This window comes from Arthrobacter sp. SAFR-023 (assembly GCF_051965295.1).
Taxonomy (GTDB): Bacteria; Actinomycetota; Actinomycetes; order Actinomycetales; family Micrococcaceae; genus Arthrobacter.
This window is the reverse complement of the sequence record NZ_JBQCMF010000001.1, coordinates 1-16,911: the sequence shown is the minus strand read 5'-3', so window position 1 is coordinate 16,911 and position 16,911 is coordinate 1. Positions and strand designations below refer to the sequence as shown.

Annotated in this window: 21 protein-coding genes; 15 read left to right on the top strand and 6 right to left on the bottom strand. The window is 66.7% G+C overall.

Annotated elements, in window-relative coordinates; genetic code table 11:
• Positions 1-12: 12 nt before the first annotated feature.
• The 15 genes from ACTHQX_RS00105 to ACTHQX_RS00035 all read left to right on the top strand — a co-directional run bounded on the left by ACTHQX_RS00105 (position 13) and on the right by ACTHQX_RS00035 (position 11,203).
• A complete protein-coding gene (locus ACTHQX_RS00105) occupies positions 13-447 on the top strand; it encodes a hypothetical protein (RefSeq protein WP_440155052.1) in 435 nt (144 codons plus the stop codon).
• Between the two features lie 193 nt (positions 448-640).
• A complete protein-coding gene (rpsP, locus tag ACTHQX_RS00100; RefSeq protein WP_102972220.1) occupies positions 641-1,054 on the top strand; it encodes a 30S ribosomal protein S16 in 414 nt (137 codons plus the stop codon).
• 1 nt (position 1,055) lies between these two features.
• Entirely contained in the window at positions 1,056-1,298 is a 243-nt protein-coding gene (locus tag ACTHQX_RS00095; RefSeq protein ID WP_076802241.1) for an RNA-binding protein, read from the top strand.
• A gap of 138 nt (positions 1,299-1,436) precedes the next feature.
• Entirely contained in the window at positions 1,437-2,042 is a 606-nt protein-coding gene (gene rimM / locus ACTHQX_RS00090; RefSeq protein ID WP_440155050.1) for a ribosome maturation factor RimM, read from the top strand.
• Positions 2,043-2,837 carry a tRNA (guanosine(37)-N1)-methyltransferase TrmD gene (trmD, locus tag ACTHQX_RS00085; RefSeq protein WP_440155048.1) on the top strand — a complete coding sequence of 265 codons (795 nt, stop codon included), beginning with the start codon at positions 2,043-2,045 and terminating at the stop codon, positions 2,835-2,837.
• A 267-nt stretch (positions 2,838-3,104) separates the two neighbouring features.
• Positions 3,105-3,464 carry a 50S ribosomal protein L19 gene (gene rplS / locus ACTHQX_RS00080; protein ID WP_111905994.1) on the top strand — a complete coding sequence of 120 codons (360 nt, stop codon included), beginning with the start codon at positions 3,105-3,107 and terminating at the stop codon, positions 3,462-3,464.
• 84 nt (positions 3,465-3,548) lie between these two features.
• Positions 3,549-4,229, top strand: a complete 681-nt coding sequence (lepB, locus tag ACTHQX_RS00075; protein ID WP_440155047.1) for a signal peptidase I — start codon at positions 3,549-3,551, stop codon at positions 4,227-4,229.
• Positions 4,230-5,060, top strand: a complete 831-nt coding sequence (gene lepB, locus ACTHQX_RS00070; protein WP_236803759.1) for a signal peptidase I — start codon at positions 4,230-4,232, stop codon at positions 5,058-5,060.
• Between the two features lie 2 nt (positions 5,061-5,062).
• On the top strand, positions 5,063-5,734 hold the full coding sequence (locus ACTHQX_RS00065; protein ID WP_440155045.1) for a ribonuclease HII: 672 nt from the start codon (positions 5,063-5,065) through the stop codon (positions 5,732-5,734).
• 61 nt (positions 5,735-5,795) lie between these two features.
• Entirely contained in the window at positions 5,796-6,122 is a 327-nt protein-coding gene (locus ACTHQX_RS00060) for a DUF2469 domain-containing protein (RefSeq protein ID WP_003806068.1), read from the top strand.
• 179 nt (positions 6,123-6,301) lie between these two features.
• Positions 6,302-6,658 (top strand): YraN family protein, encoded by a 357-nt coding sequence (locus ACTHQX_RS00055; RefSeq protein WP_236803756.1) that lies wholly within the window; start codon positions 6,302-6,304, stop codon positions 6,656-6,658.
• The gene (locus tag ACTHQX_RS00050) at positions 6,658-8,202 is read left to right on the top strand and encodes a YifB family Mg chelatase-like AAA ATPase (RefSeq protein ID WP_440155044.1); all 1,545 of its coding nucleotides are present in this window, start codon (positions 6,658-6,660) and stop codon (positions 8,200-8,202) included. The genes ACTHQX_RS00055 and ACTHQX_RS00050 overlap by 1 nt, the downstream gene beginning before the upstream one ends.
• 12 nt (positions 8,203-8,214) lie before the next feature.
• Positions 8,215-9,399, top strand: a complete 1,185-nt coding sequence (dprA, locus tag ACTHQX_RS00045) for a DNA-processing protein DprA (protein ID WP_440155042.1) — start codon at positions 8,215-8,217, stop codon at positions 9,397-9,399.
• A 117-nt stretch (positions 9,400-9,516) separates the two neighbouring features.
• Entirely contained in the window at positions 9,517-10,443 is a 927-nt protein-coding gene (locus tag ACTHQX_RS00040) for a tyrosine recombinase XerC (RefSeq protein ID WP_440155040.1), read from the top strand.
• A gap of 256 nt (positions 10,444-10,699) precedes the next feature.
• Positions 10,700-11,203, top strand: coding sequence for a DUF3145 domain-containing protein (locus ACTHQX_RS00035; RefSeq protein ID WP_003806074.1), 504 nt, complete (start codon positions 10,700-10,702; stop codon positions 11,201-11,203).
• A gap of 122 nt (positions 11,204-11,325) precedes the next feature.
• Here the strand turns inward: ACTHQX_RS00035 and fabF are convergent, their stop codons facing one another.
• The 6 genes from fabF to ACTHQX_RS00005 form a co-directional block, all read right to left on the bottom strand.
• Positions 11,326-12,561 (bottom strand): beta-ketoacyl-ACP synthase II, encoded by a 1,236-nt coding sequence (gene fabF, locus ACTHQX_RS00030; protein ID WP_236803750.1) that lies wholly within the window; start codon positions 12,559-12,561, stop codon positions 11,326-11,328.
• 206 nt (positions 12,562-12,767) lie between these two features.
• Entirely contained in the window at positions 12,768-13,013 is a 246-nt protein-coding gene (locus ACTHQX_RS00025; protein WP_190602322.1) for an acyl carrier protein, read from the bottom strand.
• A gap of 82 nt (positions 13,014-13,095) precedes the next feature.
• On the bottom strand, positions 13,096-14,157 hold the full coding sequence (locus ACTHQX_RS00020; RefSeq protein WP_236803748.1) for a beta-ketoacyl-ACP synthase III: 1,062 nt from the start codon (positions 14,155-14,157) through the stop codon (positions 13,096-13,098).
• Complete coding sequence (locus tag ACTHQX_RS00015) at positions 14,154-15,083, bottom strand: ACP S-malonyltransferase (RefSeq protein WP_440155038.1); 930 nt, start codon at positions 15,081-15,083, stop codon at positions 14,154-14,156. Before ACTHQX_RS00015 ends, ACTHQX_RS00020 begins: the two co-directional genes overlap by 4 nt.
• An 88-nt stretch (positions 15,084-15,171) precedes the next feature.
• The gene (locus tag ACTHQX_RS00010; protein WP_272912716.1) at positions 15,172-16,416 is read right to left on the bottom strand and encodes a PucR family transcriptional regulator; all 1,245 of its coding nucleotides are present in this window, start codon (positions 16,414-16,416) and stop codon (positions 15,172-15,174) included.
• A gap of 249 nt (positions 16,417-16,665) precedes the next feature.
• On the bottom strand, positions 16,666-16,911 hold a 246-nt coding region (locus ACTHQX_RS00005; protein WP_440155036.1), incomplete at its 5' end, for a hypothetical protein.

The following is a 16,911-nucleotide window of genomic DNA, read 5'->3' as shown; positions in this document are numbered from 1 at the left end:
GAGGACGCATCCATGGGCTTCACCGAAGTGTTTGTCGCCACCCACAATGACGCCCTCAAGCGTGCAGAGGCGCTGGAGGGCGGTGCCGCCGCCGGAGACGGCATCCGGATTGCCGGCATCAGTGATTTTGAGATCGAACAGCTCGGCGACTTTGCGGGTGCCGCGGTGCACGCCGCGGGCGCGGACTACGAGCTGGCCATGGTTGACGTGGCCAGCGATTCGCTTCTGGGCGTACCGGCGGCGATGGTCCGGGCGCTGGCCGAGCTCCTCACTTACGAATCCGAGGGTGAGGGCAACGTTTTGGATGAGGTGGCCGAGCGCTGGGCCGCCGAGGATGACATGCCCTTTGGTGCCGGGGAAGCCAGGAACTACGTCCAGCAGCTGGCAGAACTCGCCGGCACCGTGGACGAAGGCAGCCGGACCGGCCTCTATGTCTGGTCTTCCTAGCACGCAAAAAGACCCCGTCCGCATGTCAAGTCGAAATAACGCGGACGATCTGGCACAATAAACAGGTACTCGATCCGCGTGGCCCCTCTCTCCGCGTCCGGATCCTGTCCTTTTCGAACCCCCCAGTACGGCCCGCCCCACGGGTGCAGAACGCGGGTTCAACCCCGTTTCAGAAACAGGAGTGACCACAAAAGTGGCCGTAAAGATTCGCCTTAAGCGCTTCGGCAAGATGCGCGCACCGTACTACCGCATCGTTGTCGCCGATTCACGCACCAAGCGTGATGGCCGTGCCATCGAAGAGATCGGCAAGTACCACCCCACCGAAGAGCCCTCATACATCGAGGTCAACTCCGAGCGTGCACAGTACTGGCTCTCCGTCGGCGCCCAGCCGTCGGAGCAGGTCGCCGCGATCCTGAAGATCACCGGTGACTGGCAGAAGTTCAAGGGTCTGCCGGGCCAGGAAGGCACCCTGAAGACCAAGGCCGACAAGGAAGCATTCGTTGCTCCGGAAAAGGGTTCCGTGATCATCCCGGAAGCCATCACCAAGAAGGCCAAGGCATCGGAAGCCCCCGCCGAGGCTGAAGCAGAGACCACCGAGGCTGAGTAAGTTGCTGGCAGAAGCGCTCGAACACCTTGTCCGCGGCATTGTCGACTCCCCTGAGGATGTCAAAGTCAGTGCCAAGAACAACCGCCGCGGGGATACCCTCGAGGTGCGCGTCCACCAGGAAGACCTGGGACGGGTAATCGGACGCCAGGGCCGCACCGCGCGTGCACTGCGCACGGTCGTGGCGGCGCTGGCAGATGGCGAGCAGGTCAGGGTCGACGTCGTCGACACCGACCGCCGCCGGTAACGCGCCTGCAACACTTGCCTTAACGTCCGGCCCCTCCACCAGTAACGGTGGAGGGGCCGGACTGCTTTGCGCCCTGAACGTCTTCAGGACGCCCGCCAAAAGTCGTACATCAACACGCAGCCCAAAACAGAGGAACACATGCAGCTTCAGGTGGCCCGTATCGGCAAGCCCCACGGAATCCGCGGCGAGGTGACAGTACAGGTGCTCACCGACGCGCCCGAGGACCGGTTCGTCCCCGGCACCGAGTTTGTGGTGGAACCCGCCTCAGCCGGGCCGCTCACCCTGCGCAGTGCCCGCTGGAACAAGGACATCCTCCTGCTCGGCTTTGACGAGGTGGCCGACCGGAACCGCGCCGAGACCCTGCGCGGCGCCAAGCTGTTCATCGAGACCGAAGAGCTCGACGAGGACGACGACGAGGGCTGGTACGAGCACGAGCTCGTGGGCCTCGAGGCCCGCGTCGGTTCCCAGGCTGTGGGTAAAGTCACCGCCCTCAACACCATGCCGGTGCAGGACCTGCTCGTCATCGAAACGGCCGACGGCAAGGAAATCCTCATCCCGTTCGTGGAACAGATCGTCCCCGAGGTAAACACCGAGGAGGGCTACGTCCTGCTCACTCCGCCGGCGGGCCTGTTCGAGGTCAACGAGGAGAGCGCTGAGGACCCGGAGACCAGTGGCTCGGACTCCGCCGAGGACTCTGCCGAGGACTCCGCCGGGGAAGAGGCTGAGCCGGAGGCCAAAGCCTAGATGAGAATCGACGTCGTCAGTATCTTCCCCGAGTACCTGGCACCGCTGGAACTGTCGCTCATCGGCAAGGCCCGCCAGGACGGGCTGCTGGACCTGAACGTGCACGACCTCCGCACCTTCACCACCGACCGCCACCGCACCGTCGACGACACCCCGTACGGCGGCGGCGCCGGCATGGTGATGAAGGCCGAGCCGTGGGCCCAGGCGCTCGAATCCGTGGCCGCTGCCCGGCCGGCCGGTGCGGCCAAACCCGTGCTGATCGTCCCGTCGCCGGCGGGGGAGCGCTTCAACCAGGCGCTGGCCTACGAGCTTGCCGAAGAGGAGCAGCTGGTGTTCGCCTGTGGGCGGTACGAGGGCATTGACGAGCGCGTCATCGAGTGGGCCGAGGAGCACTTCATTGTCCGCCCGGTCAGCCTCGGCGACTACGTCCTCAACGGCGGCGAAGTGGCTGTACTGGCCATGGTGGAAGCCATCGGCCGGCTGCTCCCCGGCGTGGTGGGAAACCCCGAGTCGCTCGTTGAAGAGTCGCATTCGGACGGCCTGCTTGAGTACCCGGTTTACACCAAGCCGTCGGTCTGGCGCGACCGGGAGGTCCCGGCCGTCCTGCTCAGCGGCAACCACGGCAAGATCGCGCAGTGGCGCCGTCACGAGCAGTACCGCAGGACGGCGGAACGCCGTCCTGACCTGCTGCAGACGTTCGACGCCGGCACCCTGCCCCGCGCGGACCGCACCGCCCTCGCGGACCTGGGGTACGACGTCGTCGACGGTCACCTCAGGCTCCGGCCGGAAGCCTGAGCTGCTCCCGCTGCCCAGCCGCGGAGCCGTACAGCGCGGAACGTTCCATAATTAACCAATTCGTGCCATATGTGGCAAAATTAGTCCTTGTGTCTGCTGGGTCCGCGCCTGCCACAGGGGGAGCGTAACCAACAGCAAGACACCCCGGTACCGCCAAAGGGTGGCGGGACCGGACCTCAACACTTCGGCAGCGATTCCCGGAAATATCCGGGCTTGGCCGCCGTGACCCAAAGTGGATGACCTGTGGCGTTCACCAGGAGTGGATCAATGCATATCCTCGATTCTGTAGATGCAGCCTCGCTGCGCACTGACGTTCCCGAGTTCCGCGCGGGTGACACCCTCAAGGTTCACGTGAACATCATCGAAGGCAAGAACTCCCGTGTCCAGGTATTCCAGGGCTTCGTCCTGGGCCGCCAGGGCGACGGCATTCGCGAGACCTTCACCGTCCGCAAGGTTTCCTTCGGTGTCGGCGTTGAGCGTACCTTCCCGGTGCACTCCCCGATCATCGAAAAGATCGAGGTTGTCACCAAGGGTGACGTCCGCCGCGCCAAGCTTTACTACATGCGTGCACTGCGCGGTAAGGCTGCGAAGATCAAGGAAAAGCGCGACTTCAGCACCGCCAAGTAAGTCCAACGGACTTTCACGGCGGGTCCCCGACCCGTGTCCGGCCAACGCCGGAGTCATCCGCAACAGCGCCACAGGATACGGATCATGGACCAGACAAAACGCCAGCCAGGGAAACCGGGCTGGCGTTTTGCGTTGCTGGCAGTGCTGGCTGCCGTCCTGGTCAGCGGGCTGATCCGCTCCCTGTGGCTGGATGTTTATTACATTCCGTCCGCCTCGATGGAGCCGCTGTTCGGCGCGGGTGACAGGATCCTGGTGTCCCGCACGGCCTTCCAGTCGGAACCGATCCGCCGCGGCGACGTCGTCGTGTTCGACGGCCGGGGCTCGTTCGCCCCGCTCAACAGCGGGGCCGGTCCGCTGCAGGAAGCGGCCGCCGCGGCAGGACACTGGCTGGGTCTGTCCGGCAGTGATACCACATACGTAAAGCGGGTCATCGGGCTTCCCGGCGACCACGTGGCGTGCTGCGACGCCGGCAAGCGCCTCACAGTCAACGGTCAGCCGCTCGTGGAACCCTACCTCTATGACGGTGATGCGGCGAGCAGCCAGAAGTTCGACGTCGTTGTTCCCGAGGGCCGGCTGTGGCTGCTCGGGGACCACCGGTCGGTGTCCGCGGACTCCCGCAGCCTCCTGGGGGCGCCGGGCGGCGGCATGGTGCGGCTGGACAGGGTGATCGGCAGGCCGGTACAGATTCTCTGGCCGCTTGATAGATTTGCGTCAGTGGCGCGGCCGCCGGTGGCGGCCATAACAACAACAAAGGACGGACAGTAGATGCCGGAAATCGATCCCGGGAGCTCCGAGCCGCAGCAGACTTCTGCGGGGCCGGGACGGCATGCCGCCCACGAGCCTGTTTCGGATGTACCCGCTCCCGGCGGAACCGGACCCGGGTCACCCGCTCCCGCGGGTGCCCGCCGTCAGGAAAAGGGCAGTCCCCGCAACCCCTTCCTGCTGTGGCTGAAGGAAATCGCCACGGTGGTGGTGATCGCCGTCGTGCTGTCCTTCCTCATCAAAACCTTCCTGTTCCGGGCCTTCTACATACCGTCCGAGTCGATGGTGAACACGCTGGACATCAACGACCGCATCTTCGTGAACCTCCTCGTGCCGGAACCGTTTGCCCTCGAGCGCGGCGACGTCGTTGTCTTCAGGGACACCAAGGGCTGGCTGCCGCCCACACCGCAGAAGGCGGACGGGCCGTTCAGCGTTGTTGAGGACGGGCTGACCTTCGTTGGCCTGCTGCCGGACAACTCCGAGCAGCATCTGGTGAAGCGGGTTATCGGGCTGCCTGGCGACCACGTCGTCTGCTGTAACGCCGGAGGGAAGATCACCGTCAACGGCGCCGGGCTGGACGAGGCGTACGTCAATCCAGCCGAAGTTCCCGCAGTGCGCACCTTCGACGTCGTGGTGCCGCAGGGCAAAGTCTGGGTGATGGGGGACAACCGCAACCACTCGGCGGACTCCCGTGCCCACACCGACACCAACGGGGGCTTCGTGGACATCGCCGACATCGAAGGCAAGGCAGCGGTCATCGCCTGGCCGATGAACCGCTGGGCCGCCCTGAACAACTATCCTGACGTCTTCAAGAATGTGCCGTCGGCAGGTTAGCCATGTCCGTTGCACCCACCCTTGACTACGAGAAGCGCTTCCTTCCCCGCGGGGCGCGGTTCCTGGCCGGCGTCGACGAAGTAGGCCGCGGCGCCCTCGCCGGGCCGGTAAGCGTGGGAATCGCCGTCGTGGACCTGCAGCACATGGAACTGCTGGCCGATGTCCGGGACAGCAAGCTGCTCAAGGCGGCAGACCGCGAACGGCTCGATCCGCTGGTGCGGGCCTGGAGCGTCGCCTCCGCCGTCGGACATGCCACTGCCCGCGAAATCGACGACCTCGGCATCATGGGCGCCCTGCGGGCCGCCGGAAACAGGGCCTGGTTCGAGATCCTCGGAGCCGGCATCACGCCCGACGTCGTCCTGCTGGACGGCAGCCACAACTGGCTCTCACCCGCCGTCCAGCCCTCGCTGTTCGACGAAGTCATCACTGACCCCGGCTGCGACGCGCCCGTCCACACCCTCGTCAAGGCGGACATGCAATGCCTCAGCGTTGCTGCTGCGAGTGTCCTGGCCAAGGTCGAGCGCGACCAGCACATGCAGCAGCTCCACCTCGAGTACCCGGACTTCGGCTGGGACGTCAACAAGGGCTACGGCACCGCGCTGCACCGGGAAGCGATCCGCGCCCGCGGCCCGAGCCCCTACCACCGGGTCAGCTGGAACCTGCTGTCCGAGTAGCGAACCTGCTCTGCGGGCAGCGCGGTGCGCGGGTTCCCGCTGCATAGTGCAAGATGGAACCATGAGTGCCGAAGACCTTGAGAACTATGAGACCGACATGGAGCTCCAGCTCTACCGTGAGTACCGCGACGTCGTGGGTCTGTTCAGCTATGTGGTCGAGACCGAGCGGCGCTTCTACCTCGCCAACCACGTGGACCTGCAGGCCCGCAGCGCCGACGGCGAGGTCTACTTCGACCTCACGCTCCAGGACGCCTGGGTCTGGGACGTCTACCGTTCAGCGCGGTTTGTGAAGAGTGTCCGGGTCATCACGTTCAAGGATGTCAACGTCGAGGAACTGCCCCGCAACGAGGAGCTCGCGCTGCCCAAGGACGTCGACCTCGGCAACTGAGGTTCCTGACCCTCCTGGGCTTCCCCGGGTCACTGCCCGGGGGGCACTGCTCCTCCACAGCCGGTGTTTCTCCGGCATTCCGGCCGCCTTTCCCATGATCCCCGCGACCTTTCCCACATAGCGTGACCCTGCCCTGTTCCGTGTGATCCCGCCCCCGCAGTCTTGATGCGGAGGTGGATATGAAAGCCAAGGATCTGCTGGGCCGGCGCGGGGAAGAGCTCGCGGCGGAGTATCTGGAATCGGTGGGGATGCTGATCGTGGAGCGCAACTGGCGCTGCCCGGACGGCGAAATCGACATCGTCGCCCTGGACGGCGATGCCCTTGTCATTGCCGAGGTGAAGACGCGGCGTTCGCTCGCCTACGGTCACCCCTTTGAAGCAGTCGGTGCAGACAAGCTCGCCCGGCTGCACCGCCTGGGTTCCGCCTGGTGCCGGGACCATGGACTGCGGTTGCCGCTGCGCCGGGTGGACGTCATTGCCGTGCTGGACGACGGCGTGGGCAAACCCACGGTTGAGCACCTCAGGGAGGTGCTGTGATGGCGCTGGGGCGAGCCTATTCGGTGGCCCTCGTCGGCCTGAACGGCTACATCGTGGAGGTCGAGGCTGACATCGGCCAGACACTGCCGGCCTTTGTGCTCCTCGGCCTGCCGGACGCTTCCCTCAACGAAGCCCGTGACCGCATCCGCTCGGCGGCGCAGAACTCCGGTATTCCGCTGAGCCGGCGCAAGATCACCGCCAACCTCATTCCGGCGTCCCTGCCCAAGCGCGGTTCCGGCTTCGACCTTGCCATCGCGATGTCTGTGCTGCGTGCCGCGGAGGACATCAGGCCCACCGGGCGCACCGTCTTCATCGCCGAGTTGGGACTGGACGGACGCCTCAGGCCTGTCCGCGGCATACTGCCGGCCGTGATGTCCGCGGTGCAGGCCGGGTTCCATGACATCGTGGTGGCTCATGCGAACGCAGCCGAGGCCGAACTCGTCCCGGGTGCCAGGGTCCGCGGCTACCGGACCCTGGCGCGGCTGGTGTTCGATTTCGGGGCTGACCCACAGGAACTTGTCCTCGACTTTGCACCCGAGGATGAACCAGCCGGGACTGAGCCGGTGTCCGTGGATGCGCATGTCCCGGACATGTGTGACGTGTCCGGCCAGGCAGAGGCGCGGCGTGCCCTTGAGGTAGCCGCCGCCGGTGCGCACCACCTGCTGCTGACCGGCCCGCCCGGAGCTGGCAAGACCATGCTGGCCGAGCGGCTTCCCGGGCTTCTGCCCGATCTGCGCGATACCGAGGCGATGGAGGTGACGGCGATCCATTCCCTGTGCCAGCTCCCCTCAGCCGGGGTGCAGCTGGTCCGGCGGCCGCCGTTCGAGAATCCCCACCACTCGGCCACAGCGGCGGCGATCATCGGCGGCGGGTCGGGGCTTCCCCGCCCCGGCGCGGCGTCGCGGGCGCACCGCGGAATCCTGTTCCTGGACGAGGCGCCAGAGTACGAACGCAGGGTCCTCGATGCACTCAGGCAGCCTCTGGAGAGCGGCGAGCTCGTCATCCACCGCTCGGCGGGAGCAGCGGCCTACCCGGCGCGGTTCCAGCTGGTGCTGGCAGCCAATCCGTGCCCGTGCGGCAAGGCCTCGGGGAAGGGCATTGAATGCACCTGCACCCCCTTCACGCGGCGCCGGTACATGTCGCGCATGTCCGGCCCGCTCCTGGACCGCGTGGACATCCAGCTGCAGGTGGACCGGGTGTCACTGGCGGACTTTGGCCAGTCCGGGGGAGCGGAGGACAGCGCAACTGTCGGTGCCCGCGTCCTGACTGCCCGGGCAAGCCAGCTGCAGCGGCTTCAGCCCTGGGGCATGGAAACCAACTCCCAGGTGCCCGGACGCATCCTGCGTGGCGAGCTGCGACTCCCGGCCGCCACAACCCGGATCCTCGACCATGCATTGGAACGGGGCGTCCTCACAGCCAGGGGCTACGACCGTGTCCTCCGGCTCGCATGGACTTTGGCTGACCTCGCCGGCCGGGAGCAGCCGGACGGGAACGACATCGGACAGGCCCTCAGCCTCCGCCAGACCGCCTCAGCGGCGGCGTGAAAGGAAAGCCACATGCACAACGAGAGACTTGCCCGGGCAGCGCTGTCCAGGCTGATGGAGCCGCAGGACGTGGCGGGTTTGGCCCTGGTGCATGTCGCCGGGGCCGAGGACGCCCTGCGGATCGCCACCGGCCAGGTCAGCTACGGGCCCGGGCTGGAACAGGACATCACCGGGTTGCTGGCAGAGCACAGTTCCGTGAATTCATGGGCAGGCCTCGGTGCGGCGCTGAAACGCTGGGCGCCGAGAATTCCTGACCTCGCCCCGGAGCGCGACCTGGCAACCATGCAGCGACTGGGCGGCCGAATGATCATCCCGGCCGACGGGCTCTGGCCGCGGCAACTTGACGACCTTGGCCTGCACCAGCCGATCTGCCTGTGGTGGCGGGGCGTGGAGCTCGAACTTCCCCCGGCAGCCAAGGCGGTGGCCCTGGTTGGCTCGCGCGACAGTACCAGCTACGGCGCGTCAGTCACCGGTGACCTTGCCTACTCGCTGGCGCAGCGTGGCTTCACTGTGGTGTCCGGCGGCGCATACGGAATTGACGCCCACGCGCACCGGGCAGCACTGGCAGGGGGCTCGGATGCCATGCCGACCATAGCCGTGATGGCTGGGGGTGTGGACCGGTTCTATCCCTCCGGCAACGAGGATCTGCTGCGTGCTGTAGCCAACCAGGGCGCCGTGCTCGCCGAAGTTCCGCCCGGCTCCGCCCCCACCCGCTACCGGTTTCTTCAGCGGAACCGGCTGATCGCTGCCCTTGCGTCCGTCACGGTTGTGGTGGAGGCCAGGTGGCGGTCCGGGGCCCTGAATACCGCCCATCACGCGGAAACCCTGGGCCGTGCGGTCGGAGCTGTCCCCGGATCTGTCCACAGCGCCAACTCGGCCGGCTGCCACCGGATCCTGCGCGAGGGCGGCGCTGTCTGTGTCACCGATGCGGGGGAGATCGCCGAGCTTGCGGCGCCCAGCGGCCAGTCCCTGCCTGATGAGAAGAGCGGGCAGTCCGCCGATCACGACGGCCTGACGCTCGAGGACCTGATCTTGCTGGACGCGCTCCCGCTGCGGTCCGCCAGCTCCGTCGAAAAACTCTGCAGTGTGGCCGGACTGGGTGCTGAATCGGTGCGCGCGGGCCTTGGCAGGCTGTCGCTGCTGGGGCTGGCCAAATCCGAGAAGGGAGGCTGGAAGCGCACCAAGCAATCAACATAGCGCCTGCCGCCCGGCGACGTCCCCCTCGCCGGGCGGTGCGCCGTTACATGAATGCTGCGGTTTCATGATTGGCGTGCCGTTCCTTGGTTCCATGCCAAATGCTGGGACAGTAAGGGAGTGGAGAAACAAGAACTGCCGGCGGCCCTCGCCCAGGCCGTCACGGGGTTCGGACGGTACCTGACGGGTGAGCGGGCCCGGTCCGAGCACACGGTGCGTGCGTACCTGTCCGATGTCTCCAGTCTGCTGGGCTATGCGGCAGGCGAAGGCGTCACAGATCCCGCGGGGCTCGAGCTGGGAACCCTGCGGCGCTGGCTGGGCAGCCAGAGCGAGGCTGGAGCGTCACGTTCCACCCTTGCGCGCCGCGCCGCGACGGCGCGGAGCTTCACCGCTTGGGCGTTGCGGGAAGAACTTATCCAAACTGATCCTGCCCTGCGCCTGCAGGCCCCCAAGCGCGACGGCTCACTGCCGGGGGTATTGCAGCAGCAGCAGCTCGCCCGGCTGCTGGACGACCTCAATGAAGCAGCGAAAGACGGTGATCCCGTGGCCCTCCGCAACCGGGCCATGGTCGAGCTGCTCTACGCCACGGGTGTCCGGGTCGGTGAGCTGGCGGGTCTGGACGTCGATGACCTCGACCCCGACCGCAGAACCCTCCGTGTGCTCGGCAAAGGCAACAAGGAACGGACGGTGCCGTACGGGCTCCCGGCTGCGCTCGCCGTCGACGACTGGCTCCGCCGCGGGCGGGGAAACCTAGCAGTCCCGGACAGCGGCCCGGCCCTGTTCCTCGGGATGCGCGGCCGCCGCGTGGACCAGCGCCAGGTCCGGAGCGTGGTGAAGGGACTGTTCGAGGCGCTGGGCGATACATCGGCTACCGGCCCGCACGCCCTGCGGCACGCCGCCGCCACGCATCTGCTCGATGGCGGAGCCGACCTCCGGGCGGTCCAGGAAATCCTCGGTCACAGCAGCCTTGCCACCACCCAGATCTACACCCACGTGTCGGTGGACCGGCTGCGCAAGAGCTATCAGCAGGCCCATCCGCGCGCCTAGGCGCTTTACACCGGCGCGTCTTCTACACCACGCCGAATTGCACTGGCGTAATTAGACGGTGTACGGCACAATAAGATCCAAGTTCGGCAACTTTCAAGTTGTGCTTGAAGCACTTGTCTCCAAGCGCCTCTTGTCAGCCCGGCAGGTAATTTCATAGATTGGCAGGAATCACCGGCACCACGCGGCGCCCAAAGCAGCAAGTATCCCGTCCATGCAGGTCGTTGGGGAAGACGTACCTACAGCTATGGAGGATGGAATGTCTGTTGCAATGACCCGCGGTGTGCTGTTTATTCACTCGGCCCCTACCGCACTGTGCCCTCATGTTGAGTGGGCCATTGGATCCGTCGTGGACAAGCGAACGGACCTGGAATGGACCCCTCAGCCCGCCGCGCCCGGCATGTTCCGCTCGGAGCTGTCCTGGACCGGCGCGCAGGGGACAGGTGCGCAGCTCGCGTCTGCCCTCCGGGGCTGGGCGCATCTGCGCTTCGAGGTCACCGAAGAACCCAGCCAGGGCGTGGACGGCGGACGCTGGTCCCACACACCTGAACTGGGCATTTTCCATGCCGTGACCGATGTGCACGGCAACATCATGGTGTCCGAGGACCGGATCCGCTACGCCTACGAGGCCGGCGCCGGCGATCCCTCCGCCGTCTACCACGAGCTGTCGCTTGCCCTCGGCGAGGCGTGGGACGAGGAGCTGGAACCCTTCAGGCACGCCGCCGAAGGCGCGCCGGTGCGCTGGCTGCACCAGGTCGGCTGAGGGCAGCTCGGCTAACACTGCTGAGCAGGCTGACGCGACAGCCAGCAGCAATCCCCCATAGCAACGAAGCAGCCCCCGCCAGTTAACTGGCGGGGGCTGCTTCAGCGTCCAATCAGGTCACATCACACGCTGCGGATGGCAACGACGGCGTTGTGCCCGCCGAAGCCGAAGGAGTTGCTGAGCGCAACGATGTCGCCGGCCGGCAGGGCGCGGACGGAAGTCACGACGTCGAGCGGGATCTCCGGGTCCTGGTTCTCGAGGTTGATCGTGACAGGGGCCTTGCGTTCATGCACCGCCAGGACGGTGAGGACGGCCTCGACGGCGCCGGAGGCTCCGAGCAGGTGGCCCATCTGCGACTTGGTAGCCGAGACGGCAACGTTCTCGACGTGGCTGCCGAGCGCTGCCTTCAGGGCCGTGTACTCCGGCTTGTCACCGACCGGCGTGGACGTTGCGTGGGCGTTGACGTGGACCACGTCCTCCGCCTGGATGCGGCCATCGAACATGGCTGCCTTGAGTGCGCGGGTGGCGCCCAGGCCTTCGGGGTCCGGTGCCGTGATGTGGTAAGCGTCGGCGGTCACGGACGTGCCGGCGAGTTCGCCGTAGATGCGTGCGCCGCGGGCGAGGGCGTGCTCCTCGGCTTCAAGCACCAGCGCGCCGGCGCCTTCGCCCATGACGAAGCCGTCACGGTCAAGGTCGTACGGACGCGAGGCGTGCTCGGGATCGTCGTTGCGGCGGGAGAGTGCCTGCATCGAGGAGAACGCCGCCAGCGGCATCGGGTGGATGGCCGCTTCGGCGCCACCGCACATCACGACGTCGGCCTTGCCGGAGCGGATCAGGTCCAGTCCGAGGTGCATGGCTTCCGTACCGGATGCGCAGGCGGAGACAGGGGTGTGCGCACCGGCGCGGGCGCCCAGGTCCAGGCTGACAGCGGCGGCCACACCGTTGGGCATGAGCATCGGAACCGTCATGGGCAGGACGCGGCGGGGGCCCTTCTCCTTCAGCGTGTCCCACGCGTCCAGGAGCGTCCAGACGCCGCCGATGCCGGTGGCGAACGCGACGGCCAGGCGGTCGGGGTCGATTTCGGTGATGCCGGAGTCGGCCCAGGCCTCGCGGGCGGCGATGACCCCGAACTGCGTTGAGGGGTCCATGCGCTTGGCTTCAACGCGGGACAGGACGTCAAGGGCGGGCGTGGTGCACCGGGCAGCGAAGTGGACCGGCAGTTCGTACTTGGCGACCCACTCATCCTCGAGGGTGCGGGCTCCGGAAACCCCCTTCAGCGCGTTCTGCCACATAGTGGGTACGTCGCCGCCGATGGGCGTGGTGGCACCCAGACCTGTAATGACTACTTTGCGTGTCATGGGATCACTCTCTGTCGGTGCGCCTGCCGTGTCCTGTGCTGCTGGCCGGAGGCCTGAGTGGGTGGCGTGCGGGGAATTCTGCAAGAAAATTTAGGGGTGGTGCATCGGCTGGCCGGTCCGGAATACGTGCGTCCGGTCCGGCCAGCCGGGTTCAGCCGCGAGGGCTGGAGCCTGTAGAGGCTGACGCCAACGAAGGCGTGTCCTGCTTACGCCTGGGCGCCGGAGATGAAGTCCACGGCGTCGCCGACGGTCTTGAGGTTCTTGACCTCTTCGTCGGGGATGCGGACGCCGAACTTCTCTTCGGCGTTGACGACGATGGTCATCATGGAGATGGAGTCGATGTCCAGGTCCTCGGTGAAGGACTTGTCCAGCTCGACAGCCTCGGGGGCCAGGCCGGTCTCTTCGTTGACGATTTCAGCCAGTCCGGCCAGGATTTCTTCGTTGCTAGCCATTGATGGCTCCTTTTCTTGTTATTGCCGGCAGGGGATGCCGGAAATGGGGCAAACCGCGGTTGCGGCTTGGTTATCGGAATTGCTACGGAAGGACAACTACCTGGGCGCCGAAGACCAGTCCGGCGCCGAAGCCAATCTGCAGGGCCAGTCCACCGCTGAGTGCGGGGTTTTCCTGGAGCAGGCGGTGCGTCGCCAGGGGGATCGATGCCGCCGAGGTGTTGCCGGCATCGGCGATGTCCCGCGCGACCGTAACGGTCTCGGGCAGCTTGAGCTTCTTTACCATCTCATCGATGATCCGCATGTTGGCCTGGTGCGGAATGAAGGCCACCAGGTCCTCGGCCTGGACGCCGGCGGCTTCCAGCGCCTGCTGGGCCACCTTGGCCATCTCCCAGACCGCCCAGCGGAACACCGTCTGGCCGTCCTGGCGGAGGGTCGGGTAGAGCTCCTGCGCCTCTTCGAGGAGCGCGAGGTCACCGGTGGAGTCAGACCGGCGTGCCGCCATGCCAAGGTCGCGGACGTCCAGCATGGAGCGGGTCATGCCGATGGCATCCCACTTGCTGCCGTCCGAACCCCACACCGAGGGAGCGATGCCGGGGGTGTCCGACGGGCCGATGACAACGGCTCCGGCGCCGTCACCCAGCAGGAACGAGATGGTGCGTTCGCGGTTGTCGATGACGTCGGAGAGCTTTTCGGCGCCCACTACGAGGACGTAGTTGGCGGCCCCCGAACGGACCAGCGCATCGCCCTGTGCTATGCCGTAGCAGTAGCCGGCACAGGCAGCGGAGATGTCGAAGGCGGGGGCAGGCGTGGCGCCCAGCCGGTCGGCGAGGCTCGCGGCAGCCGACGGCGTGGCGTACGGGTGGGTCACCGTGGAGACGATGACGGCGCCAAGCTGGGATGCCTCGATCCCTGCCTTCTCCATGGCCTCACGGGCCGCGCCCTCGGCCATGTCGATCACGCTGACGTCGGCGGGTGCGCGGTGGCGGGTGACGATGCCGGTGCGCTGGCGGATCCACTCATCGGAGGAATCGATCCACTGGCACACGTCCTCATTGGTGACCAGGACGTCGGGGCGGTACGCGCCGATGCCCAGGATCCGGGTGTGCTCGTTGACCGGGGTCTGCTTCAGTACCGGCGTGCTCATGCCTGTCCTTCCAGTTCTGCGAAGAGTGCAAGGGCCGCGGACAGGTGGTCCGGCGTTTTGACAGCAACGGTCTTGACCCCCGGCATGCCCCGCTTTGCCAGTCCGGCCAGGGTGCCCGCCGGAGCGAGTTCGATCACGCCAGTGACACCGCGGTTCACGAGGTTCTCCATGCACAGGTCCCAGCGGACCGGGCGCGAGACCTGGGCGATCAGGCTGTCGACGGCGGCGTTGCCCGCGGTGACCTCCTGGCCGTCGAAGTTGGACAGCAGCGGCACGGCAGGTGCCTGCGGCTGCAGTTCCGGGCGGAGCGCCTCGAGGGCGCTCACCGCGGGAGCCATGTGCGAGGTGTGGAATGCGCCGGCGACCTTCAGCGGAATCACGCGCGCCTTGGCGGGCGGATTCTCGGCCAGGGCCTTGAGCTGTTCGAAGGTGCCCGCGGCGACGGTCTGGCCCGCGCCGTTGACGTTTGCGGGCGTCGCGCCGGCGGCCTCAATGGCGGCGAGGACCTCGGCGGGGTCGCCACCCACCACGGCGCTCATGCCGGTGGGGGTAACGGCGGCGGCCGCGGCCATGCTGTTGGCGCGTTCGCGCACAAACGTCATGGCTTCCTTCTCGGTGAGCACGCCGGCCAGCGCCGACGCTGTGATCTCGCCCACCGAGTGCCCGGCCAGGATGACCGGCAGCGTGCTGAGTTCGACGTCGAACAGCGACTTGGCGGCCACCAGTCCGGCCGCCACGATAAGCGGCTGCGCGACGGCAGTGTCCTTGATGGTTTCCTCGTCAGAGGTGGTCCCGTGCGCCGTGAGGTCGATGCCTGCAATTTCGCTCAGGGAGGCCAGATGGCCTGCTACGGAAGGCAGTTCCAGCCACGGGGCCAGGAAACCGGGGGTCTGTGAGCCCTGTCCAGGGCAGACGATTGCAAGCACGTATCCAGCTTTCCAAATTACCGGGTGATTCATTGGTGTTTGCGTACACCAACCTCACGGGGTCAGATTGTAGGAAGTCTACAACGGTTCAGTTCGTGTTCCGCACGGCAACACGCTCGACGGCGGGCTTCGGGGGAGTGGAAAGCCGCCCCACCACAAGGGCCGCCTGCAGCACGAAAGCTTCCCGGGGGAGCAGCGGATCCCAGCCTGTCACGTCACAAACCCGCTTGAGCCGGTACCGCACGGTGTTGGCGTGGACGAAGAGTTCACGCGCTGTCGCCTCGAGTGAATGCCCCAGCTCCAGGTAGGTGCCGAGCGTTTCCACCAGCCCGTTCGACGCCGCGAGGAGCGGCCGGTAGATGTTCTTCACCAGCGACCGCCGGGCAGCATCATCCCCGGAAATGACCCGTTCCGGCAGGAGATCGTCGGCCGCCACCGGCCGCGGGGCGGCAGGCCACGCCCGGGCGGCGGTGAGCCCGGCGAAGGCTGACTGCGCAGAGCCGCTGGCTTCGAGCAGGGAGCTGGCCTCCGCGCCGTAAACCACCGGACCGGGCGCGAACATCTCGCTGAGCTTCACATACGCGGTCTCCCGGTCGTGCACGCCGCCCAGGATCAGGATGAGGCGGTCGCCCTGGATCCCCACGAGGGCATCCTCCGCGTACCGGCCCGCCATGCGCCGCAGTTCGCTCACGTAGCTGGCGCTGGGTTCCGACGGCGAGTTTCCCACCATCACGGTGAAGCGTTCCTGTGCTTTCCAGCCGAGCGCGGCGATCCTGGAACGCAGCGCGTCGGTGTTTTCGCCGCGCAGGATGGCGTCCACGATCAGGGCTTCGAGCCGCGTGTCCCAGGATCCCCTGGATTCCGCGGCCCGGGCGTACACGTCGGCGGCGGCAAATGCCACTTCGCGCGAGTACCGGAGGACTGCTTCGCGAAGGGAGGGCTGGTCCGCTTCGGGAGCGATTACCGGGACCTGGTCCTCCACCACTTCCACGACGATCCGGATGAGCTGAAGCGCCTTCTGCAGGCTGATGGACCGGGTCAGTTCCGTCGGGGCAGTACCGAAAACGTCGGAAAGAATCCAGGACGGGGAACTGGGGCGCTCGTACCAAGTGACGAATGCGGCGATGCCGTTCTGCGCCACGAGTCCCAGCGCGGAGCGCTCGTCCGAACTGAGCCGGCTGTACCACGGCAGCGATTTCTCCAGCTGGCGCATGGTGGTGGTGGACAACTGGCCGACGCTGGCCCTGAGCTTTTTCAGGGTCTCCGTCTTCTCCGGAGACATGGTGCGGGAGGACGGTTTGCGCGGTGCAGGGGCAGGGGACGGCTCGGGCATAATCCGAGCATACGGTGCCTGCGGGACAAGCTCCATTTTGTGCAAAGGCTACAACTTCGCTTGTGCTGCATCACAACCCCTCCGGCGCTGGGGAAGCACCCCAAACGGACGACGGCGGCCCCCACCGTGGGTGGGGACCGCCGTCGTTCATTTTAGGCTGGGGCCACGCCCGCAGGGTTCCCTGGCCGAGCTTGCGAGGCGAGGGTGCGGGTGGGGATTATCTGGACAAAAACTCCCGCGCGGTGGGGATTAGGATTCGCCTCCGGCGTTGCCCGTGGTGCCCGCATTCACGTTGAGCAGGCGGTACTTCTCGATTGCCTGCGCGGGTGCCTGTCCGTCAACCTCGCCCCTGGCTGCGAGCAGCTGCAGGGTCTTTACAACGACGGAGTGGATGTCGTTCTTGAAGAAGCGGCGGGCTGCGGCGCGGGTGTCGGAGAAGCCGAAGCCGTCGGCGCCGAGGGTGGCGAACTCGTTCGGGATGAACTGCCGGATCTG